This is a genomic window from Nocardia sp. Root136 (assembly GCF_001427185.1).
Lineage (GTDB): Bacteria > Actinomycetota > Actinomycetes > Mycobacteriales > Mycobacteriaceae > Nocardia > Nocardia salmonicida.
Genome location: NZ_LMFE01000007.1, coordinates 664,053 through 684,717, shown reverse-complemented (window position 1 = coordinate 684,717; position 20,665 = coordinate 664,053). Strand labels below are relative to the sequence as shown.

At 66.7% G+C, this 20,665-nt stretch carries 23 protein-coding genes and 1 tRNA gene; 13 read left to right on the top strand and 11 right to left on the bottom strand.

The features are described from left to right. Positions 1–28 precede the first annotated feature (28 nt). The 4 genes from ASD42_RS20145 (at position 29) to ASD42_RS20130 (ending at position 2,140) form a co-directional block, all read left to right on the top strand. Positions 29–265 (top strand): MbtH family protein, encoded by a 237-nt coding sequence (locus ASD42_RS20145; protein WP_022565839.1) that lies wholly within the window; start codon positions 29–31, stop codon positions 263–265. A gap of 77 nt (positions 266–342) precedes the next feature. Continuing rightward, positions 343–414, top strand: a tRNA-Thr gene (locus tag ASD42_RS20140). A 158-nt stretch (positions 415–572) separates the two neighbouring features. Then, positions 573–920, top strand: a complete 348-nt coding sequence (locus tag ASD42_RS20135; protein ID WP_056818818.1) for a YciI family protein — start codon at positions 573–575, stop codon at positions 918–920. Then, on the top strand, positions 917–2,140 hold the full coding sequence (locus ASD42_RS20130; protein WP_056818816.1) for an RNA polymerase sigma factor: 1,224 nt from the start codon (positions 917–919) through the stop codon (positions 2,138–2,140). Before ASD42_RS20135 ends, ASD42_RS20130 begins: the two co-directional genes overlap by 4 nt. Positions 2,141–2,193: 53 nt before the next feature. Here the strand turns inward: ASD42_RS20130 and ASD42_RS20125 are convergent, their stop codons facing one another. Beyond that, positions 2,194–3,195, bottom strand: coding sequence for a 1-aminocyclopropane-1-carboxylate deaminase/D-cysteine desulfhydrase (locus tag ASD42_RS20125; RefSeq protein ID WP_056818814.1), 1,002 nt, complete (start codon positions 3,193–3,195; stop codon positions 2,194–2,196). Between the two features lie 284 nt (positions 3,196–3,479). On the opposite strand from ASD42_RS20125, the gene ASD42_RS20120 reads away from it, so the two are divergent. Beyond that, entirely contained in the window at positions 3,480–3,905 is a 426-nt protein-coding gene (locus ASD42_RS20120) for a DUF6069 family protein (RefSeq protein ID WP_056818812.1), read from the top strand. A 98-nt stretch (positions 3,906–4,003) separates the two neighbouring features. On the opposite strand, the gene ASD42_RS20115 is transcribed toward ASD42_RS20120, so the two are convergent. From ASD42_RS20115 to ASD42_RS20090, 6 genes are all read right to left on the bottom strand, one after another. Beyond that, positions 4,004–4,759 (bottom strand): ESX secretion-associated protein EspG, encoded by a 756-nt coding sequence (locus ASD42_RS20115; RefSeq protein WP_056818810.1) that lies wholly within the window; start codon positions 4,757–4,759, stop codon positions 4,004–4,006. Next, positions 4,756–6,126, bottom strand: coding sequence for a hypothetical protein (locus ASD42_RS34470; RefSeq protein ID WP_156677513.1), 1,371 nt, complete (start codon positions 6,124–6,126; stop codon positions 4,756–4,758). Before ASD42_RS34470 ends, ASD42_RS20115 begins: the two co-directional genes overlap by 4 nt. Before the next feature lie 33 nt (positions 6,127–6,159). Then, positions 6,160–6,552, bottom strand: a complete 393-nt coding sequence (locus ASD42_RS34465) for a hypothetical protein (RefSeq protein WP_156677512.1) — start codon at positions 6,550–6,552, stop codon at positions 6,160–6,162. A 28-nt stretch (positions 6,553–6,580) separates the two neighbouring features. Beyond that, complete coding sequence (locus ASD42_RS20100) at positions 6,581–7,102, bottom strand: DUF3558 domain-containing protein (protein ID WP_162256217.1); 522 nt, start codon at positions 7,100–7,102, stop codon at positions 6,581–6,583. A gap of 80 nt (positions 7,103–7,182) precedes the next feature. Beyond that, positions 7,183–7,608 (bottom strand): HIT family protein, encoded by a 426-nt coding sequence (locus tag ASD42_RS20095; protein ID WP_056818803.1) that lies wholly within the window; start codon positions 7,606–7,608, stop codon positions 7,183–7,185. A 14-nt stretch (positions 7,609–7,622) separates the two neighbouring features. Next, positions 7,623–8,000: a PH domain-containing protein gene (locus ASD42_RS20090; protein WP_056818801.1), complete on the bottom strand. Its 378-nt coding sequence runs from the start codon at positions 7,998–8,000 to the stop codon at positions 7,623–7,625. A 168-nt stretch (positions 8,001–8,168) separates the two neighbouring features. Between ASD42_RS20090 and purD the strand changes: the two genes are divergently transcribed. Next, the gene (gene purD / locus ASD42_RS20085) at positions 8,169–9,452 is read left to right on the top strand and encodes a phosphoribosylamine--glycine ligase (RefSeq protein ID WP_056819333.1); all 1,284 of its coding nucleotides are present in this window, start codon (positions 8,169–8,171) and stop codon (positions 9,450–9,452) included. Between the two features lie 57 nt (positions 9,453–9,509). On the opposite strand, the gene ASD42_RS20080 is transcribed toward purD, so the two are convergent. Beyond that, positions 9,510–9,695 carry a YegP family protein gene (locus ASD42_RS20080; protein ID WP_056818799.1) on the bottom strand — a complete coding sequence of 62 codons (186 nt, stop codon included), beginning with the start codon at positions 9,693–9,695 and terminating at the stop codon, positions 9,510–9,512. An 82-nt stretch (positions 9,696–9,777) separates the two neighbouring features. Then, complete coding sequence (locus tag ASD42_RS20075; RefSeq protein WP_235569720.1) at positions 9,778–10,890, bottom strand: M23 family metallopeptidase; 1,113 nt, start codon at positions 10,888–10,890, stop codon at positions 9,778–9,780. A gap of 154 nt (positions 10,891–11,044) precedes the next feature. Between ASD42_RS20075 and ASD42_RS20070 the strand changes: the two genes are divergently transcribed. From ASD42_RS20070 to ASD42_RS20050, 5 genes are all read left to right on the top strand, one after another. Further along, positions 11,045–12,208: a pyridoxal phosphate-dependent aminotransferase gene (locus ASD42_RS20070; protein ID WP_131816672.1), complete on the top strand. Its 1,164-nt coding sequence runs from the start codon at positions 11,045–11,047 to the stop codon at positions 12,206–12,208. 157 nt (positions 12,209–12,365) lie between these two features. After that, positions 12,366–13,019: a TetR/AcrR family transcriptional regulator gene (locus ASD42_RS20065; protein WP_056818795.1), complete on the top strand. Its 654-nt coding sequence runs from the start codon at positions 12,366–12,368 to the stop codon at positions 13,017–13,019. A 6-nt stretch (positions 13,020–13,025) separates the two neighbouring features. Further along, positions 13,026–14,447, top strand: a complete 1,422-nt coding sequence (gene purB / locus ASD42_RS20060; RefSeq protein ID WP_056819329.1) for an adenylosuccinate lyase — start codon at positions 13,026–13,028, stop codon at positions 14,445–14,447. A gap of 82 nt (positions 14,448–14,529) precedes the next feature. Then, on the top strand, positions 14,530–14,952 hold the full coding sequence (locus ASD42_RS20055) for an HIT family protein (RefSeq protein WP_056818792.1): 423 nt from the start codon (positions 14,530–14,532) through the stop codon (positions 14,950–14,952). Positions 14,953–15,088: 136 nt separating this feature from the next. Beyond that, positions 15,089–16,048, top strand: a complete 960-nt coding sequence (locus ASD42_RS20050; protein ID WP_063893680.1) for an alpha/beta hydrolase — start codon at positions 15,089–15,091, stop codon at positions 16,046–16,048. A gap of 2 nt (positions 16,049–16,050) precedes the next feature. On the opposite strand, the gene ASD42_RS20045 is transcribed toward ASD42_RS20050, so the two are convergent. Continuing rightward, positions 16,051–17,088, bottom strand: coding sequence for a DUF2330 domain-containing protein (locus ASD42_RS20045; protein ID WP_063893679.1), 1,038 nt, complete (start codon positions 17,086–17,088; stop codon positions 16,051–16,053). A gap of 134 nt (positions 17,089–17,222) precedes the next feature. Between ASD42_RS20045 and ASD42_RS20040 the strand changes: the two genes are divergently transcribed. Further along, positions 17,223–19,370 carry a S9 family peptidase gene (locus tag ASD42_RS20040; RefSeq protein ID WP_056818786.1) on the top strand — a complete coding sequence of 716 codons (2,148 nt, stop codon included), beginning with the start codon at positions 17,223–17,225 and terminating at the stop codon, positions 19,368–19,370. A gap of 39 nt (positions 19,371–19,409) precedes the next feature. On the opposite strand, the gene ASD42_RS20035 is transcribed toward ASD42_RS20040, so the two are convergent. Next, complete coding sequence (locus tag ASD42_RS20035) at positions 19,410–19,862, bottom strand: MarR family winged helix-turn-helix transcriptional regulator (RefSeq protein WP_056818784.1); 453 nt, start codon at positions 19,860–19,862, stop codon at positions 19,410–19,412. A gap of 141 nt (positions 19,863–20,003) precedes the next feature. On the opposite strand from ASD42_RS20035, the gene ASD42_RS20030 reads away from it, so the two are divergent. Further along, positions 20,004–20,651, top strand: coding sequence for a nitroreductase family protein (locus ASD42_RS20030; protein ID WP_056818781.1), 648 nt, complete (start codon positions 20,004–20,006; stop codon positions 20,649–20,651). The last annotated feature ends 14 nt before the right edge of the window (positions 20,652–20,665 follow it).

Sequence of the window (20,665 nt, the reverse complement as noted above, 5' to 3'; positions counted from 1 at the left end):
ACACAGCGCCAGTATCCAGTGAGGTGAAATGAGCACCAACCCCTTCGACGACGAGGACGGCCGCTTCTTCGTTCTGGTCAACGATGAAGAGCAGCACTCCCTGTGGCCCGCGTTCGCGGAGGTCCCGGCGGGCTGGCGTGTCGTGTTCGGCGAAGAAAGCCGGGCAGCGTGCGTCGAGTACGTCGAGAAGAACTGGACCGACATGCGGCCCAAGAGCCTGCGTGATGCGATGGCCGCCGACGACGCAGCTCGCGCCCAGTCCTGATCTCCTCCGCCACCGCGTGACACCCATCCGGTGTCACGCGGTCGGCGTGCGCGGCTATGATGGTCGCCGCAGTACCCGCCTCCTTAGCTCAGTGGTAGAGCACCGCTCTTGTAAAGCGAAGGTCGTCAGTTCAATCCTGACAGGGGGCTCGCTTTTGATGAAGGCTCCGACCAAGGTCGGGGCCTTTTTTCATGCCCAGGGTGAGAGAGTTTCAGCAATCTCGGTGTGAGTTGTCGTATTCGCGTTCGGTCGTTCGTGGTGTGAGTAGAGGCAGCCGATCGGCGGCTACCGACGAAGGGAGATCGTCATGACTCAGTACCTGCTTTCCGTTGTTGTCGACCCGAGCGCCTACGACATTCCGCAGGAGGAGGCGCAGCCGCAGTACGACGCGACGGGGAGGTTCAACGACGAGCTCCAGGCCGAAGGAGTGTGGGTGTTCGCAGGCGGGCTCGGGCGGGTCGACGAGGCGACCACGGTGGACAACACCGGAGCTGACGTGATTGTCACCGACGGGCCGTATGCCGAGACCAAGGAATGCCTCGGCGGGTTCTGGGTCGTGGAGGTACCCGACCTCGATGCCGCGCTGAAGATCGCCGCCAGGGCGTCGAAGGTCTGCGAGCAGAAGATCGAGATCAGGACGTTCGACGGCGCATGAGCGACGACACTCGCGCGCGGATCGATCGGATCTATCGCGAGGAGTACGGCCGGGTGGTCGCCTCGCTCGCTCGCCGTTTCGGCGATCTCGACATCGCCGAGGACGCCGCGGGCGAGGCCCTGCTCACAGCCATCGAACGGTGGCCGGTGGACGGCATACCGCCCAACCCGGGCGGCTGGCTCACGAAGACCGCGGGCAACCGCGCGATCGACCGGATCCGCCGTGAATCACTGCGCGACGCGAAACACCAGGCAGCCATGATCATCGACGATCACACACCGCACGAACCGACCGGACCGGTCAACGACGATCGCCTCCGGCTCGTCTTCACTTGTTGCCATCCGGCATTGGCGCCGGAGGCGCGAGTCGCGCTGACATTACGCCTGCTCGGCGGGCTAACGGTCGGCGAGATCGCTCGTGCGTTCCTTGTTGCCGAAACGACTATGGCGCAACGTATCACCCGCGCCAAAGCCAAGATCAAAGCCGCGCACATCCCGTTCCGAGTGCCCGATCGCGATGACGTCACCGATCGGCTCGGCGGGGTGCTGGCCGTCATCTATTTGGTCTTCAACGAGGGATATCTGGCCGGCGCGCAATCGATTCGGACCGACTTGATGGCCGAGGCCATTCGGCTCGGTCGCATCATGCGAGATCTGCTGCCCGACGACGGCGAGGTTGCCGGGTTGCTCGCGCTGATGTTGCTCATCGATGCGCGCAGTGCGGCGCGCATCGCGGGCGGCGAACTGGTGACGCTCGACGAGCAGGACCGCGGCGGCTGGGACCACGCCCTCATCGCCGAGGGGCACGCTCTCGTGCGCGAATGCCTGCGTCGCGTCGCTGCGGGTGGGGCTCGACCCGGCCGCTATCAGCTCATGGCGGCGATCAACGCGGTCCACACCGACGCGGCTGATGCCCGCGATACCGACTGGAACCAGATCGTCGCCCTCTACGACCAGCTCTACGCCGTGACCCCGACCGCGATAGTCGCCCTCAACCGAGCCGTCGCCATCGCCGAACTCGACGGTCCGAATGTAGCTCTGGCGCAAATAGATTCACTGCCGCTCGACGGGTACCACGCCTGGCATGCCGCGCGCGCCGATCTGCTTCGCAGGTTGGGGCGCGGCGCCGAGGCGAGGTCCGCCTACGACGCCGCGATCGCCGCCACCCAGAACCCGGCGGAGCGCGCGTACCTGACCAGGAGGCGCGAGCATCTCGTCTAGCCGGGGATGGCGCGCAGTGCGGGCGTCGTCTTCGAAGGCAAGGACCCGTCAGATCAGCGCGGTCCGTTCGTATTGAGGTAGAGGACAGGGCCGTCGCCGAACCTGCCCTGCTCGTTCATCGCCAGCAGTGCCGCCATGGCCTTGGCGGTGTAGACGGGTTCGAGGTTCAGGTGCTCGCGGTCGGCTGACAAGGTCTGGGCGCGTTCGCCTTCCGCTGTGGGGTGGCCGTAGCCGCTGCCGAGCCAGTCGGTGACGATGTCGATGTCCTCGACTCGCGGTTCGAGATCGGACAGGTCCGCGCCTCGCTTGCGCAGCAGTTGCGCGGTGCGGCGGGCGAGCCGGGTGATCGTCGCTGGATCCAACCGCAGCGTGTCGTTGACTACGACACCCACTGCTCGGGTCGTCAGGCCTGCCATCCGCAAACCGAGCTGCAGCCCCGCGATCGTGCCGCCGGATCCGACGGCGGTCACGATGTGAGTGGGCTCGGGTAGCTCGCCGCGGTGTACCTGTCCGGCCAGTTCGAGCGCGGCCTCGACGTATCCGAGGACACCGACCGGCGAGGATCCGCCGGGCGGCAGGTAGTAGGGCAGATGCCGCCCGCTGGCGTGCCGGGCGAACAGCATCGGCGCGGTGAGGATGGTCCGCGTCTTCGAACGCGTGAAATAGAGCGTGGCGCCGCTGTTCTCGAGTCGACTCAGCTGTGCACGGACGTGCTCGTCCACCGGCTGGTCGACGAGGGCGAGAACGGTGTCGAGTCCGTGGTCGCGTCCGTACAGGGCGACGGCCAATCCCCAGTTCGTACCCACTCCGCCAACGGTCAGGATGGTCCGGGAGCCGCGCCGGTGCGCATCGGGGAGAATCCATTCCAGCTTGCGAACCTTGTTGCCACCCCACCCGCCGTCACCGAACGCGCAGTCGTCCTTGAGCCAGACCGGCGCGTCACCGGTCGGCAGCGCATCGAGCCGCCGGACCGGTGTCGGGCCGGCGCTCAGTCCGATATGCGGCAGGGTTTCGCGTAGGTGTGGAAAGCGTTGATGCAGAAGCGGAGTGTTCATCAGCTGCCGTTCGTCAGGACAATGTCGTGGAACTGGTCGCCGATCCGTGAGCGTGACACGTTTCCCTCCTCGGACTCGGTGCCGCCCAACTCTCGCAACCCTTGTCGCGAAAGTCGAACAACTTGCCGAAACCGCAGTGAACGCCGCAGGCGCCCACCGCTCGATGATCCGGCCGGCTGACGAGCGCTACGCCACGTAGAGGTGACCTGTCGTATTCGACCGGTCCTGTTCGTGGAACTGAGGAGAGGCGGCAACGGGCTGCCCACACCACACAGGAGTTCGACATGACCACTTCCGCTTACGCCGCGCCCACCGGCCGCAGCAGGTCCGCCTTCTGGCGTCCGGCCGCACTGGCGGCCGTAGTCGCCGCGGCCGGGACAACGGCCGTAGCCGCCGTCGCCCACACCGCTGGCGTTTCCCTCGCAATCGAAGGCGAACAGATCCCCCTCGCCGGATTCACCCAGCTCACCTTGATCTTCGCCGCGATCGGCATCCTCTTCGCCGCCGCCCTACGCAAGTGGGCCGGAAACCCTCGCACGGTGTTCGTGCGCACCACGATCGCCCTGACCGCGCTGTCGCTCGTCCCCGACCTGATCGTGAACGCAGCCGCCGACACCAAGCTCACCCTGATGCTCACCCACCTCGTCGCCGCCGCGATCGTCATCCCAGTGCTCGCCGCTCGGCTCGCTCACCAGGTCTCGCCTGAATGACGGAGCCGCCGCTGGCCGGATGCGATGACGGAGGTGATCGTGTACAGACGCCCCGTGGCTGTACACGATCTACCTGTCGACTCAGCGAGTGGTGTTGTCTACCAGACTGATTGGCGAGTAGTGGCGGTTGCCTGGTCGACCAGACGTTGGAGGTCGGCTTCGATTCTGTCGGCGGTGGCTGGGGTGGCTTCTATTCGTTCGCCTTCGTGGATGAGGTAGCGGCCGTCGTTGGTGTAGTCGACCATTTGGATGGTGGTGCCGCCTTCTTGCCAGCCGTCCAGGGCTGGGCCGGTGGCTACGCGGAATTCGGCGTAGGTGGTGAAAGGGCGTTTGAGGAATTTGAGGGCTTGTTCGGCGGGGGTGCGGTGGCGGGCGTAGGGGTCGGGGGTGGTGGTGAAGTCGTCGCGGTGGACGTTGAAGCCGCCGGTGGTGCCCGCGGGGGTTTTCGGGAGGATGGCCAGCAGGCGGGCGGTGATGGCGTGGGCGGGGCGCAGGGAGATCAGGATGTTGCCGCCCTGGCCGTATTCGGGGCCGGGGAGTTGGGCGGCGACTACGCCGTTACCTGCTTCGGTGGTGGCGCAGGCGCGGACCATTCGGGTGCGGCCGTCCAGCCGGTGGCCGAATAGTTCGATGCGGATTTCGGGGTGCGCGAGGGCGTGTAGGGCGTGGTAGAGGGATTCGTCGGTGCCCATTTTGGCGATCAGCGCGTCTGCGGCGCGACGGCATTCCAGGTCGAATTCGACCTGGGTTTCGACGCCCGCGGTGAACGTGAGAGGCCAGGGCATGCGGTCGCGGCCGAGCGTTTCCCAGGCGACCCAGAATTCGAACGGGGTCAGCTCCCAGGTGTCGGTCATGCGTCGCCGCCGATCACCGGCGGAACGTGCAGGCGTTCGGGGCCGAGCAGTTCTTCGTGAACGCCGCGCAAGTAGTCGGGAGCCTGGTGCTCGTTCTCGTCGTCCTTGCCGCCGCCGCGTGCGCCGGGCGCGCCCATTCCGCCCATACCGGATGTGCCTGCGCGGCCCGAGGATGCGCCGGAACCCGCGCCTGCTCCCGTGCCTGCGCCCTGCTTCTGACCGGCGGTGCCGGGGACTGCCGCGCCGGGGGTGCCCGCGCCTGCTCCCGCACCTGCGCCTGCTCCCGCGCCTGCTCCGCCGCCGGAGCCGAGTCCGCCCGGGGATGTGCCAGCCGGGGTCGTGCCCGGGGTGGTGCCTGACGGGGTAGTGGAGGTGGGGGTTTCCGGAGTTGTAGTAGCGGCGGTGGTCTCGTCGCCAGTGGTGTCGTCAGTGGTCTGGTCGTCGGTGGTGTCGTCGTCACCGGGGTCGGTGGTGGTGGGGGTTTCCGGCTCCGTGGTGGAGGTGGTGGTGTCGTCGGTGCTCGGCTTGGTGGTGGTACCGGTGGGTTTGTCGGTGGTGGTGCCAGTCGGCTTGTCCTTGGAGGTGTCGCCGGTTGGCTTGTCGGACTGGGGTTTCGTCGGTGTCGGGACCTTCGGGACTTGCGTGTCCGACTGTTTGGCGACCGGCTTGTAGACGGTCGTCATCACGTCGCGGGCGGCTGCCTCGGCAGCGTCGGCGCGGCCTGCGCTGGTGCTGTCCATGAGGAGGCTGGTTGCGGTGCCGAGCCCGGGCAAGGCGACGCTGGAGAGCGCGGAAACAACTATTCCCGCTGTGGTGGTGCTTTGTTTCTCGGACTCATGGGGAACCGAGTACTTCACCTGCTGGAGGCCCGAACGCGCCTCGTCCATCTTGTTGGCGATCAATCGTGCAGCTTGATCGACCTTGTGGACGTCGGTGAGGTACGCCTTGGTGCTGGCAAGGGCTTGATTCGCGGCATTGCCCGACCAACCACGCTCCATTTCCTTCTGGATATTGTCGTGGAAGGCGGTTGCCTTGGCGCTGGTGTCGTCCGCGAGACTCGTCCAACCCTGGATGCTTGTGTTCAGCTGGTCTTCTTTGATCGATTCCACGAATTTCATAATGCGGGAGTGATCCATGTCGAAGAATTGTTCCATGACCGGGGGCACGACTTGTTCGGCGTATTCGCCGGAAAATCCGGAGGCCAGCGCTTGATTGTCGCTATAGATTTTTGTGCGCTCTTTGTCGCCATCAGCCTGCGCGGTCAGTTCGGACTCAGCAGGGGTGATCGTGGTCTCGAATAGTTCGCCGAAACGCTCACCGAGAAACTCCCCTCCGCTGCCGGCAACTTTACTGCCGAGTCCGCTCATGAAATCTGTGAATGTCATGGATCCCCCCTGAAATCAGTCGAGCTTGTTGGTCTGTTGCTTGATTGCCAACTGGGTGGCTTCGTCGCAGTTCTTGTATGCTTCACCGGCTTTGCGGTACATATCAGCCATCGCGGCCAGAACCTCCTGGTGCTGGCGGATAGCCTCGGCGTAGGAGCCACTCCCGGCGTCACCGTTGGCAAGTTTGGCGAACTTCCCGCCAAGGGCGATGGCCGATTCCAGATCACCGAACGAGTCGACCTGAACCATTCGTTGGGCGCGGAAGGAAAGTTGGTCGAGTTCTGTCCGATAGTCCTCGCACCGCTGTGCGCACCGCTTCGCTGCGTCTTCTTCGATAACGAGGCGGCCAGCAGAGGCCTCACCTGCAAGGGTTTGAAATTGTTTCGCGGTCTCGTTAATGTCTGCCATTGTTGGCTTCCTTCTATATCAACGTCGACTATTGGGGAAGGAGCTGCACAAAATGAGGTGCTACCTCATTCACCCGAGTGCAGGGTGGGGTGGTCGACTTGCTGCTCGACGCTTTGCTTGCCAGCACCTCGATCCTGCCCTCGCTCGTGTCGAATACGACGCCGCATTCATCGGAAGGCTTCTTTTCCCCGAGTTGGTATTGCAGCGCACTTCTTCCGCCGACAGTAACTTCTTTAAAGTCGTGATAGTAATCGTTCGCGCGATACTCGGAGATTGTGTACGTACTTGACAGGAAAGAAATAAAGAAGTCGCCTGCTCGCCAACCGCACCCCTTCCAATCAGCCCTCGGCACCGAGAAAGGGTTATCGTCTTTCGTCGCAGGATCGGCCCCCGCCGCCTGCAACACACTGTCCGACACCGTGCACGGATCGAACAACTGCTCCTTGGTCAGCGGAGCCCCACTGGCCTCGGGCTGCCCTTCGACCGCTTTAGAACATCCGGCGAGCGCCAGCACAGCGCACACTCCGGCGGCAAAGCCAACCAGTCGCATCGTCTCTCCTCTTTCGCGCACAACAACCACTCGCTGTCTTAGACGCACGCCCGGTCGTTTCGGTTCCATCCAGGGCAAAATCAAGCGGGGACGTTGGCTCCGTAGCCGAGGTCGCGGAGGGCGGCCTTGATCTTGGTCTGGGCCTCGTCGAGGGATTCGGGGGTGGGGTCGGTGTTGGCGCCGGAGATGTCGAAGTCGCCCATGGTGTAGGCGGGGAAGACGTGGGTGTGCAGGTGGGGGACCTCGAGGCCGGCGATGAGCAGGCCCGCGCGGGGGGCGTCGAAGGCGGCGCGGACGGCCTGGCCGATCTTCTGGGCGAGGGTTGTCATCCTGGCCATCACGGCGGGATCCACGTCTTGCCACTGGTCGATCTCCCCGCGCGGCACGATGAGGGTATGGCCCTGGGTGACGGGGGCGATGGTGAGGAAAGCGACGAACTCGTCGTCCTCCCAGACGAAACGGCCGGGGATCTGACCTGCGATGATCGCGCTGAAGACGGATGCCATACGGGTGAGCGTAGCTAGACCGAGACGAAATGCGACAGGATGCCCTGCACCTCGTAGATGTCGACCTGGCGGTTGAATCGCTGCTTGACCGGCTCGTTGTCGCTGCCGATCCAGATGTAGAGCTCGGCGTCGAGGTCGAAGGTGCCCGCTGTTTCGACGGAGAAGTGGCTGATCGAGCGGTAGGGGATGCTGTGGTAGCTGACTTTGCGGCCGGTGACGCCTTGCTTGTCGACCATGACCAGGCGGCGGTTGGTGAACAGCATCGCGTCGCGGACCAGGATGAACGCGGCGTACACCTGTTCGCCCTGGCCGAACAGCTTCGCGTACTCCTGCTGGGCGGCGGCCGGATCTATGCGACCGGCATTGCCCATCATCCCGTCGAGCAGTCCCATGGTTTTCCCCCGTTTCGGTGGTGGCTGCCGCGCCACCCCTGGTTCCATTGTGGCGCAGGTGAAGCCGGGCCGCGAGATGGTTGCGCTGCGCCGACGCGGGGATCGGTGAATGCCCAGCGTGGTCGGCCCTATCGCGGAGACCCAGGACGGCGCGACTAATCTATGGCGGTGCGCGTACTCGTCATCGGTTCCGGAGCCCGTGAACATGCCCTCGTCCTGGCGCTGCGCCGGGATCCGTCCGTGACGGCGGTGATCGCCGCCCCGGGAAATCCCGGTATCGGCCAGCAGGCCGAGCTACGCCCGGTCGATCCCTGCTCCGGCGAAGCCGTTGCCGCGCTGGCCGGCGAGGTGGCCGCTGACCTGGTGGTGATCGGTCCCGAGGTGCCGCTGGTGCTCGGCGTCGCCGATGTCGTGCGCGCGGCCGGGTTCCCGGTATTCGGTCCGTCGGCCGACGCGGCCCGGATCGAAGGGTCGAAGGCGTTCGCGAAAGATGTGATGGCAGTGGCCGGGGTGCGGACCGCGCACAGCGAGATCGTCGACAGCCCGGCCGAGCTGGACGCGGCGCTCGACCGTTTCGGCCCGACCTGGGTGGTCAAGGACGACGGGCTCGCCGCCGGCAAGGGCGTGGTGGTGACCGCCGACCGGTTCGCGGCCCGCGATCACGGTGCCGAACTGCTCGAGCAAGGCCATCCGGTGCTGCTGGAGTCGTTCCTCGACGGGCCGGAGGTGTCACTGTTCTGCCTGGTCGACGGCGAAACCGTGATTCCGCTGCTGCCCGCGCAGGACCACAAGCGGGTCGGCGACGGCGATTCCGGCCCGAACACCGGCGGCATGGGCGCCTACACGCCGCTGCCGTGGCTGCCGGCGGAGACGCTCACCGAGATCATCGACGACGTGGTGAAGCCGGTCGCCGCCGAGCTCGTCGCGCGCGGCAGTTCGTTCTCCGGCCTGCTGTACGCGGGTCTGGCGATCGGCACGAACGGCCCCGCCGTCGTCGAATTCAATTGCCGCTTCGGCGATCCCGAGACCCAGGCGGTGCTGGCGCTGCTGGACAGCCCGTTCGCCGAACTCCTGCACGCCACCGCGACCGGGCGGCTGGCCGAGGTCGAGGCACCGCGCTGGAAGGACGGTTCCGCGATCACCGTCGTGCTCGCCGCCGAGAACTACCCGGCACGGCCGCGCACCGGCGATGTGATCACCGGCGCCGACGACGGCGCGCTGGAGGGCGAAACGCTGGTGCTGCACGCCGGTACGGATCAGCGCGCGGACAAGGCGCTGGTGTCGGCGGGCGGGCGCGTGCTGAACGTGGTCGGGGTCGGTGCGGATCTCGCGCAGGCGCGGGAGCGGGCCTATGCGCGGCTCGCCGGAATCAAGCTCACCGGCAGCCATTTCCGGACCGATATCGGTGCGACCGAAGTTGTTGTACCGGAACGCAACAGCGTCGCCGGGTAATACGCGCGATCGGTGATCAGCGGTAAGACCGCTGATCACCACCGAGCGAGGCGTTGGCTAGCTCATGGTGAGGTCGACGATGTCGGCGCCGGGGGCATTCGTCTGAATAGAGGCGATGCCCTTCTTGGCGCCGTCTTTGCTTTCGTAGCCCTGACTTTCGAGGACGATTTCGCCGTTACCGGCCTTCAGGTGGAAACGGAACTTTCCCGCCTTGTCCTTGAATACCTCGAACTTGCCTGCCATGGTTGCCTCGCTTCATTCGGAGGAAAACACTCGACAGGTTTCACATTAACGTTCCCGTGATGTCGGTGGTCTCGGCGCGATGTCAATCGAGACGCAATCCATGCAGTGCGAGCCAGGCCTGTGGATCCACATGTTGACCGTTCTGGACGATCTCGAAATGCAGGTGCGGCCCGGTGGAATCGCCGCGATTGCCGATGCGCGCGATTTGCATTCCGGCGGGGACGCGCTCGCCCTGGGAGACGAAGAAGTCGTACATGTGGCCGTAGATGCTGATGGTGCCGTCGTCGTGGCGGATCCGGACCCACAGGCCGAAACCCTGCGCGGGTCCCGCTTCCACCACGGTGCCGTCGGCGACGGCGTAGATGGGGCTGCCGATGGGGCCCGCGATGTCGATGCCGCGGTGCATGGTGCCCCAGCGGGAGCCGAAGCCGGAGGTGAACGCGCCCTTCGCGGGCAGGCTGAACCCGCCGACGGACGGGGTCGATCCGGGCACCAGCACGCCGGGGACCACCGGTGCGCGCTGGCCCATCCAGTCCTGCCATTCACCCGACGCGGCGGCCGCCGCCTCCGCCTTGGCGCGTTCGAGGGTGGCACGGGCCGCCGCGGCGACCACATGCGCCTCGCGGCGCTTCTCACCTGCGGCGATGGCGTCCAGCATCGGGGTCACCGACTGCGGGTTGGGCAGCAGCTGCGGGGGATAGGCGATGGCCACGTGCAGCGCTTCGCCCGGTGCGAGCGGCCGCTCGTCGACGGCGCCGCCGAACTGTCCGTCGGCCGCCACGAACACCGCGACCGCGAGCACCCCGGCGATGAGCACGCGTCGTTCGAGCAGCACCTGACGCACCCGTTCGCGACTCGGCCTACGCGCCCACATCCCCTCGGCCTGCGCCTTGGGTCGCCGCCAGAAGACCTTGCGCACCTCGCCGCTACGAAGCTCGCCCGCGATCTCACCGACCAGCGGATACCGCGCGGCCCACTCGGCCATCCGATCGCGCGCGGCAACCTTGGTCGGCAGTTGTTCGCGCCAATTCGCCGGCAGAATACGGCCGTTGACGCTGACGGGTCGACGGCGAAACGGCTCGTGGTCGCCGGTCGTTTCGATGTCGTCGACCGCCGCTGCCTCGTCCCCGATATCCGTGCCGACAGCGGAGGTGGATTCCGCGCGCTCGTCATCCGCGCGGGTGCCTTCGCCCACGCTCCGCGCCGTCCCTGTCCGCTTCATCTCGCCCCCGCGCCCCGGCCCCGACGTGACCGCTGGGGTCGCGTCGGTGGCTGCGTAATCGCTGTCGGAGCCATTGTGCCGACCATATCCGTGAACGCCCGCAATCGGGTGCTCTACCGTCTTTCGGGTGTCCAGAGAATCGCGCCGGTCGGCCATTGCCCCTTTCTACGTCATGGATGTGTGGAAAGCGGCTGCTGAACGCGCCAGGTCGCACGGCGATGTGCTGGTGCTCGCGGCGGGGCAGCCGTCGACGCAGGCGCCCGCGCCGGTGCTGCGGGCGACCAGAGCCGCTATCGATCACGAATTGCTCGGCTACACCGAGACATTCGGCATTCTGCCGCTGCGCGAGGCCATCGCGGGCCATCACAGCGAGACCTACGGCTACGACGTGCACCCGGACGAGGTGGTGGTGACGACCGGGTCGTCGGGCGCGTTCACGCTGATCTTCCTCGCCGCCTTCGACGCGGGTGACACCGTGGTGGTGGCGCGCCCCGGCTACCCCGCCTACCGCAACACGCTGTCCGCGCTCGGTTGTACGGTCGTCGAATTGGACTGCGGCCCGCAGACCAGGTTCCAGCCGACCGTGGCGATGCTCGAAGCGTTGCCGGAGCCGCCCAAAGGTCTGGTGGTGGCCAGCCCGGCCAACCCTACTGGCACCATGATCGACCCCGCCGAGCTCGCCGCGCTGGCGCGCTGGTGCGAGCAGCACGGCACGCTGCTGATCTCCGACGAGATCTACCACGGCATCACCTATGCGGGCGCGAGCACGCCGACCTCCTCGGCGTGGGAGTTCTCCCGTGAATCGGTGGTGATCGGGTCGGTGTCGAAGTACTTCTCGATGACCGGTTGGCGGCTGGGCTGGATGCTGGCCCCGGCCGACCTGCGCCCGGCGCTGCAACGGCTGGCGTCGAATATGACGGTGTGCCCGCCCGCCATCTCGCAGTACGCGGCGGTGCACGCGTTCGGACCGGAAGCCAAGGATGAACTGGACGGCCATGTGCGCCGGTACTCGCGCAACCGGTCGCTGCTCCTGGAGGGCTTACCCGCCATCGGAATCACCGATCTCGCACCCGCCGACGGTGCCTTCTACGCCTATGCCGATATTGGACATTTGACCGACAATTCACGCGCCTGGTGTGCCGAGGTACTCACCGAAACCGGTGTCGCACTGGCGCCCGGACTCGATTTCGACACTGTAAATGGAAACCACACGGTCCGTTTTTCCTTCGCGGGCGCCACCGACGACATCGCCGCAGCGCTGGAGCGTCTGGGACGGTTCCTGAAGGGCTGATTCGACCCCTTGTCAACAGTGATGTGCGACAACAACTTTGCGTAGTACGAACACATCTGTGCCGGGATACGGTAAAACTCAGTTATCCCGAATTCCCAGTGTTTCCCCGATGACGATTGCGCACGGTTGAACTGATGATGACTGGCACTCCTGCACGGTGACCACCGCAACGACCCCGAAAGGCGAACGACGTCGGCAGGCTCTGGTGGCGGCGGCGGCTGAGCTGTTGCTCGAAGGCGGCTTCGACGCCGTGCGGCATCGTTCGGTGGCCTCGCGAGCCGATCTTCCACTCGCTTCGACCACCTACTACTTCGAATCATTGGAGGATCTGATCGCCCGCGCCGTCGAGTTCAGCGGCGCGATCGAACTCGACGCGATGCGCCGCCGGGTCGGTGAGGTCAGTCATCGCAGGCGCGGCACCGAGGCGACGGTCGAGCTCGTGCTCGACGTGCTCGTCGGCCCCGACGACGGCGACCTCGACGCCCGCGGCCAGCTCATCGCCCGCTACGAGCGTTCGGTGGCCTCGGCCCGGCACCCCGAGTTACGCGAGGTCCAGCTCCGACTACGCACCCAGCTGGAGGACCTGCTCGCCGACGTGCTGCGCCGCTCCGATCGGGTGGTGCGCCCCGAGCAGTTACGCAGGATGGTGGCCGTCGTCGACGGTGCGGTGGTCGCCGCGCTGATCGAGGGCCACCCCGAACCACGCCGACCGGCACGGGCCGGTCTGCTGGAAATGATCGACATCGTCGCCCCGCCCGTGGTCCCGAACATGATGCCCTCCCAGCCCGAACGGGTGCGGCAATTAGACTGAGTGCTCGTGAGCCTCGTCCCGAATGTCCTCGCCACCCGATACGCCAGCCCGGAGCTCGTCGCGCTCTGGTCGCCCGAGAACAAGATCGTGCTCGAGCGCCGGCTGTGGCTGGAGGTGCTGCGTGCGCAGGCCGAACTCGGAATCGATGTCCCCGCAGGGGTTGTCGAGGATTATGAACGCGTCATCGACCAGGTGGACCTGGCCTCGATCGCCGAGCGTGAGCGGGTCACCCGCCACGACGTGAAGGCGCGCATCGAGGAATTCAACGCTCTCGCCGGGCACGAACACGTGCACAAGGGCATGACCAGCCGCGACCTCACCGAGAACGTCGAGCAGCTGCAGATCCGGCTCTCCCTCCAGCACGTCTACGACCACGGCATCGCCATCGCGGCGCGGCTGGCCGAGCGGGCCGCCGAGTACCAGACCCTGGTGATGGCCGGGCGCTCGCACAATGTCGCCGCGCAGGCCACCACGCTGGGCAAGCGCTTCGCCTCGGCCGCCGACGAGATGCTGGTCGGCCTCGCGCGCGTGCGTGAGCTGATCGAGCGCTACCCGCTGCGCGGGATCAAGGGCCCGATGGGCACCGCCCAGGACATGCTCGACCTGCTCGACGGTGACGCGAACAAGCTCGCCGCACTCGAGCAGCAGGTGGCGACCCACCTCGGCTTCGCGAACGTGTTCACCAGCGTGGGTCAGGTGTACCCGCGTTCGCTGGATCACGACGTGCTGTCCGCGCTGGTGCAGCTGGGAGCCGGGCCGTCGTCGTTCGCGCACACGATTCGGCTGATGGCCGGTCATGAGCTGGTGACCGAGGGTTTCCAGCCGGGGCAGGTCGGGTCGTCGGCGATGCCGCACAAGATGAACACGCGGTCGTGCGAGCGGGTGAACGGCCTGCAGGTGATCCTGCGCGGCTACGGCTCGATGGCGGCCGAGCTGGCGGGCGCGCAGTGGAACGAGGGCGATGTGTTCTGCTCGGTGGTGCGCCGGGTCGCGCTGCCGGACGCGTTCTTCGCCATCGACGGGCAGATGGAGACCTTCCTGACCGTGCTCGCCGAGTTCGGCGCCTACCCGGCGGTGGTCTCGCGTGAGCTCGATCGGTACCTGCCGTTCCTGGCCACCACCCGCATCCTGATGGCCGCGGTGCGCGCGGGCGTCGGTCGCGAGACCGCCCACGAGGTCATCAAGGAGCACGCGGTGGCGGTGGCGCTCGCTATGCGCGAGCAGGGGCGCGAACCCGATCTGCTGGATCGTCTGGCCGCCGACGAGCGGATGCCCCTCGACCGGGCGGGACTCGACGCGGCGCTGGCCGACAAGGCCGCGTTCATCGGCGCGGCCTCGGATCAGGTGTCCGAGGTGGTCGCGCAGGTGCAGAAGCTGGTCGAAGCCAATCCGGAGGCCGCGCGCTACTCGCCGTCGCCGATTCTGTAGAGCCGTGCGAATCAGCCCGCCACTGCCGCTTTTTCGGCGCAGGTGGCGGGCTTTCGTGCGCAAAGGTCGATACCGTACGCGGGTGAATCCGTACACGATCTTCGCCGACATCATCGCCGGGGCCGCCCCGTCCTCGAAGGTTTACGAGGACGACGAGGTCCTCGCCTTCATGGACATTCGTCCTGTGACACCGGGCCATGTCCTGGTGGTGCCCAAGGTGCCCGCGCCGAGTCTGGCCGATCTCGATCCCGCGTTGGGCGGCAAGCTCTTTCAGGTCGGGCAGCAGATCGCCGCCGCGCTGCGCAGCAGTGAAGTAGCGGCCGACGGGGTGAACTTCTTTCTCGCCGACGGGGTGACGGCCGGGCAGGAGGTCTTCCATGTGCACCTGCACGTGATCCCACGGACGCCCGGTGACGGTTTCGGCTTGCGCGCGCGGCCGACGTCACCCGCGCGGGCGGATCTCGACTACCTGGCGGGCTCGATCCGGGGCGCACTCACCCGCTGACCCGAATTTCGGACGAAGCGGTCATCCCCAACCCGAAAGTTTGCTGGAGAAACGCCCAAAACGCTGAATGCTTCCAGTTCGCTGCCCTATGGGTTATTTTGGACTGTCATTGGCATGCGGTTATGGAGGGTACATCGTGCGTCGTACAGGTGTTGCTGCAGCGGTGCTGGCAATTGCTCTCGGTGTGCTCGGACCGGCGGTGGTTCACCCCACGACGGCGTCCGCCGCACAGATCATCGGTATCAACGACCTGTCTCCGCACCGGACGGCCATCACCGTCTCCTCGCCCGCGATGGGCCGCAATATCGACCTGCAGGTCCTGCATCCGGCCGGCGGTGGCTCGCGCGGCACGTACTACCTGCTCGACGGGCTCGACCCCGGCATCGGCCAGAGCACCTGGACAAACGCCACCGACGCCGAAGCCTTCTTCCGCGACAAGAACGTCAACGTGGTGCTCCCGATGGGCGGCCAGGCCAGCTACTACACCGACTGGATCGTCGACGATCCGCGTTTCGGCCGGTACAAGTGGGAAACGTTCCTCACCCAGGAACTGCCGGGACTGATCGACGGACAATTCAACGGCAACGGCCTGAACGGCATCGGCGGGCTGTCGATGGGCGGCAACGCGGCCTACATCCTGGCGGCCCGCCACCCCGGCCTCTACCGCGCGGTCGCCGGTTACAGCGCCTGCCCCGACATCGCGATGGCGGCGGGCGCGATGATGTTCTCCATCGTCAATCGCGGCGGCAACCCGGTCAACATGTGGGGAGCGCCCGGCAGCCCCGACTGGGCCTCGCACGACCCGGCTCTGATGATCGACGGGCTGCGCGGTAAGGCGCTGTATTTGTCGACCGGCACCGGCATCCCCGGCCCGCACGAGGCCGAACTCAAGCCGACGCTGGCCGAGAACATCTTCCTCGGCGGACCCATCGAACTCGGCGTCAACACCTGCATGGTGGCCTTCGACCAGCGGCTGCGTGGTGCGGGCATCGGCGCCAGGATCGACTACCACCCGGTGGGTACCCACTCCTGGTCCTACTGGCAGGACGCCCTGCACGCCTCGTGGCCTGTCATCGCACCCGCGCTCGGGGCCTGAGGCTACTTCGCGGACCGTCGCCGCAGGCCCGCGCTCGCGATCACGCCGATCACCGACAGCCCGGCCACGATCAGTACGTACCCCGCGGGCAGGCCCAGGATTTCGACGTACTCCTTGCTCACCACGCGGTCCCGTACGGGGACGTCCTCGGCGGCGGGGCCGAAAAGGAAATCGCTGGTGATCGCGGCGGGATCGGTGATGTAGACCGAGAGTTCGGTGAGGTAGTTGTCTCCTGCGGCAAGCGCTTTCAGGGTCGGTTCGCTGGGTTCGTCCACAGGAGAGGCGAATTCGGTGGTGACGGTGTGGGAATCGGTGTCGGGATCGATGCGCGCCACCCGGTGGTCACCGAAGATGTAGAGGTGAACCGATTGTGGTGTGGTCGCGGCGGCCGACATGCGCATCGGATAAACGAGGCGGTCGGAATCGAAGGTGAGACGGACCGGGTCGAGGGCGCCGGAGAGGGGTTCGGCACTGGTGAGGCGCATGGCGACGAAGGACCAGCCCTCGCGAAGGTAGGGCTCGAGGGTGGCGCTCACTTCGGGTCGGAGTTGATAGCCGTTGGCGTCGAGCCACTCTCGGATTCCGGTGAGATCTCCGCCGCGCAAGGTGGTTGCCTCCAACGGGCCCAGCTGCACCCGGCCGAGCACATCGGGGCCCGAACCCGGAGCCGCGCCGGATGCGTCGCCGCCCAGCGAACCGCTGCCGAACCAGTCGTACTCGGTGACCCGCTCCGGCGCGGTCATGCGCGAGAGCTCCGCGAACGAGTCCGAATTCCCGGCTGAGACAGTCGCGGGCGTCGGCGTCGGCACGATCAGCGCCGCGTCGGCGCCGGCGAACCGCATCCCCAACCGCATCAGCACGGTCTCGCGCCGCCCGTCCCAGCCGAGGACCGCCGTTTCGCTGTTCACTCGCGCCGAACTGTCCCCGCTGACGACGCCGCCGCACGCACACGCGTTGGCCGACATCATCGCCCCCGATCCCGCGGCCAGCGTCACCCCGGCAGCCAGGACCAACGATCGAACTGCGTACCGCATCCCCATGCGGTCAGATTACGCAGAGCGGGCCTCGCGCAGATGCGCAGAAATACTCAGTCATCCGGTGCGAGCACAGTGCTGTCGAGCGCCCGCGGCCGAGTTGGCGGGCCCGGTTGGAGTGGGGCGGCTACGGTGGACCAATGGCTGGCGAGAATGAGACTGTGTCGGCGCCGATCGCGAAGAGGGCGCCCTTCGAGCGGGTCCACCACGGTGACACGTTCGTCGACGACTACGAGTGGCTACGGGACAAGGAAGACCCCGAGGTCATCGCGTATCTGGAGGCGGAGAACGCCTTCACGGCGGCGCAGACCGACCAGCTGCAGCCCCTTCGGGACAAGATCTTCGACGAGATCAAGGCCAGGACGCAGGAAACCGATCTCTCGGTGCCGACCCGCCTGGGCGATTACTGGTATTACTCGCGCAGTTTCGAGGGCAAACAGTACGGCGTGCACTGCCGCTGTCCGGTCGACGCGAAGGCCGAGGGTATCGACGCGTGGACGCCGCCGCAGCTGGAAGCGGGCTCGGCGATCGAGGGCGAGCAGGTACTGCTCGACAGCAATATCCTCGCCGAGGGTCTGGACTTCTTCGCCCTCGGCGCGTTCTCGCTGAGCCACGACGGCAACCTGCTGGCCTACTCCGTCGACAGCTCCGGCGACGAGCGCTACACGCTGCGGATCAAGGACCTGCGCACCGGCGAGATGCTGCCCGACGAGGTGGCGGGCGCGGCGCCGGGCGCGACCTGGTCGCTGGACGGCACGCACATCTTCTATCAGACCGTCGACGAGTCCTGGCGCCCCGACACCGTGTGGCGCCACCGCGTCGGCACCGGTTCCGACGCCGATGTGACGGTGTTCCACGAGCCCGACGAGCGCTACTGGGTCAGTGTCGGTGCCACCCGCTCCGAGAAGTACCTGATGGTCTGGCTCGGTTCCAAGATCACCACCGAGGGTTGGGTCCTGGAATCGGACAATCCCGAGGGTGAGTTCCGGGTGCTGTTGCCGCGTCGGGAAGGCGTGGAGTACTCGGCCGAGCACGCGGTAATCGCGGGCGAGGACAAGTTCCTGATCCTGCACAACGATGTGGTCGACGGGGTGAAGGCGGAGAACTTCGTGCTCGCCGTCGCGCCCGCCACCGACCCGTCGGACATGACGACGCTGATCGGGCATCGTGAGGACGTGCGGCTCGAGGACATCGACGCCTTCGCCAACCACCTGGTGCTCGGCTACCGGCGCGACGCGCTGCCGCGCCTTTCGGTGTGGCCGCTCACCCCGGAAGGCTTCGGTGAGCTGACCGAGCTCGACTTCGGCCTCGAATTGTTCTCCGCCGGTGCGGGTTCGAGCCCGGAGTGGGAGCAGCCGACGCTGCGCGTGGGAGTCACCTCGTTCATCACGCCGATGCAGGTGTTCGATTACGTGCCCGCCACCGGTGAACTGCTGCTGCGCAAGGAACAGCCGGTGCTCGGCGGTTACGACGCCGATGACTACGAGCAGCATCGTGATTGGGCCGTCGCCGCCGACGGCACCCGGATCCCGATCTCGATCATCAGGCGCAGCGGGCTGCCCGACGGGCCGAAACCCACCCTGCTCTACGGCTACGGCTCCTACGAGGCCAGCATCGACCCGTCGTTCTCGGTCTCGCGCCTGTCGCTGCTCGATCGCGGCATGGTGTTCGCGGTGGCGCATGTGCGCGGCGGCGGCGAGATGGGCAGGCTCTGGTACGAGCACGGCAAGACGCTGCTGAAGAAGAACACCTTCACCGACTTCGTCTCCTGCGCAAGCCATCTCATCGACACAGGCGCCACCGCGCCCGACCGGTTGATCGCCGACGGCGGCAGCGCGGGCGGGCTGCTGATGGGCGCGGTGGCCAACCTGGCCCCCGAGCTGTTCAACGGCATCCTCGCCAACGTCCCCTTCGTCGACCCCCTCACCTCCATCCTCGACCCGTCGCTGCCGCTGACGGTGATCGAGTGGGACGAGTGGGGAAACCCGCTGGCCGACAAGGACGTCTACGAGTACATGAAGTCGTACTCGCCGTACGAGAACGTCGAGGCCAAGAACTACCCGGCCATCTTGGCCATCACCAGCCTCAACGACACCCGCGTGCTCTACGTGGAACCGGCCAAGTGGGTCGCCAAGCTGCGCGCCACCAAGACCGGTGACAACGAGGTGCTGCTGAAAACGGAGATGACCGCGGGCCACGGTGGTGTGAGCGGGCGCTACGAGAAGTGGAAGGAAGTCGGCTTCGAGTACGCGTGGGTGCTCGACCGAGTGGGTCTCGCGGACGCGTGAACCGAAGGGCCCCGGCTCGGCCGGGGCCCTTTTCTTTTGTCAGGGCAGGGGTTTCGGGGCGAGGAGTTTGCCGAGCAAGGTGGTGAGCTGGGTGCGTTCGGCGCTGGTCAGGGCGGCGAAGGTGTCGTCGAGGAAGGCTGGGGTGGCGGCCTCGGCGCGGTGTAGGCGGTCGCTTCCCTCGGGGGTGAGGGTGACGGCGTAGGAGCGGCGGTCGAGCGGATTGCGTTCGCGCCGGACGTATCCCGAGGATTCGAGATCGTCGCAGACCGTCACCATCACGCTGCGGTCGATGCGCAATTCCTCTGCGAGGGCCTGCTGGGAGCAGGCGCCGACCTCGCCGAGCATCTTCAGCACCAGGTGCTGGCCGACGCCGAGGCCCTGCGCGCCCGCGTGCGCTTCCGCCGCGCGTGCGACCGCCGTGGATGCCCGGCACAGGGCGATGTCGGGCCGTTCGGCGGCGAGCTGGGGGAAATAGGTGGGCTTGGGTGGCATGCGACTCCTCGGGTCCGTGACTCCATTAAATCATCTGTGCGCAGATTGTTTGACGACAGACGGTTGGCGCTCTACCGTCATAATCGTCTGAGCACAGATTGTCCGCTGCCAGACGATTCCTGCGTGGCACGAGGAGCGCCCATGACTCTCGATCTGACCCCGGACCAGCTGCTGTCGACCACCCGCGCGGTGCGCAAACGGCTCGACTTCGATCGGCCGGTGCCCCGCTCGCTCATCGAAGAGTGCGTCGATCTGGCCATGCAGGCGCCGACCGGGCGCAACCGCCAGCGCTGGCACTACCTGGTGGTCACCGACAAGGCCCGACGTGGCGAGCTGGCCGACATCTTCCGGCGCTCGTTGCCACTCAGTCAGGGGACCCCGCTCACCGCGCGTGACGCGGAGCGGATGAACGTGTCCCCACGCTCCACCGAGCGGGTCTTCGACGGCCTGCGCTACCTGAGCGCCAATATCCACCGGGTGCCCGCGTTCGTCATCCCGGCCGTCGAGGGCCGCACCGACCGCGCCTCGGTGGAAGTCCAGGCGGGCACGTGGGGCTCGATCCTGCCGTCGGTGTGGAGTTTTATGCTGGCCGCGCGGGCTCGCGGATTGGGCACGGTGTGGACCACCGCGCAGGCACCGCTGGAGCGGGAACTCGCCGCGGTACTCGGTGTTCCGTACGACAAAGTCATGCTGGCGGCGTTCCTGCCGCTCGCATTCACGATCGGGACCGATTTCAAACCCGCGGTGCGGGTGCCGAGCGAGGAGGTATTGCACTGGCAGGGGTGGTGAGTGGTGCGCCGAAA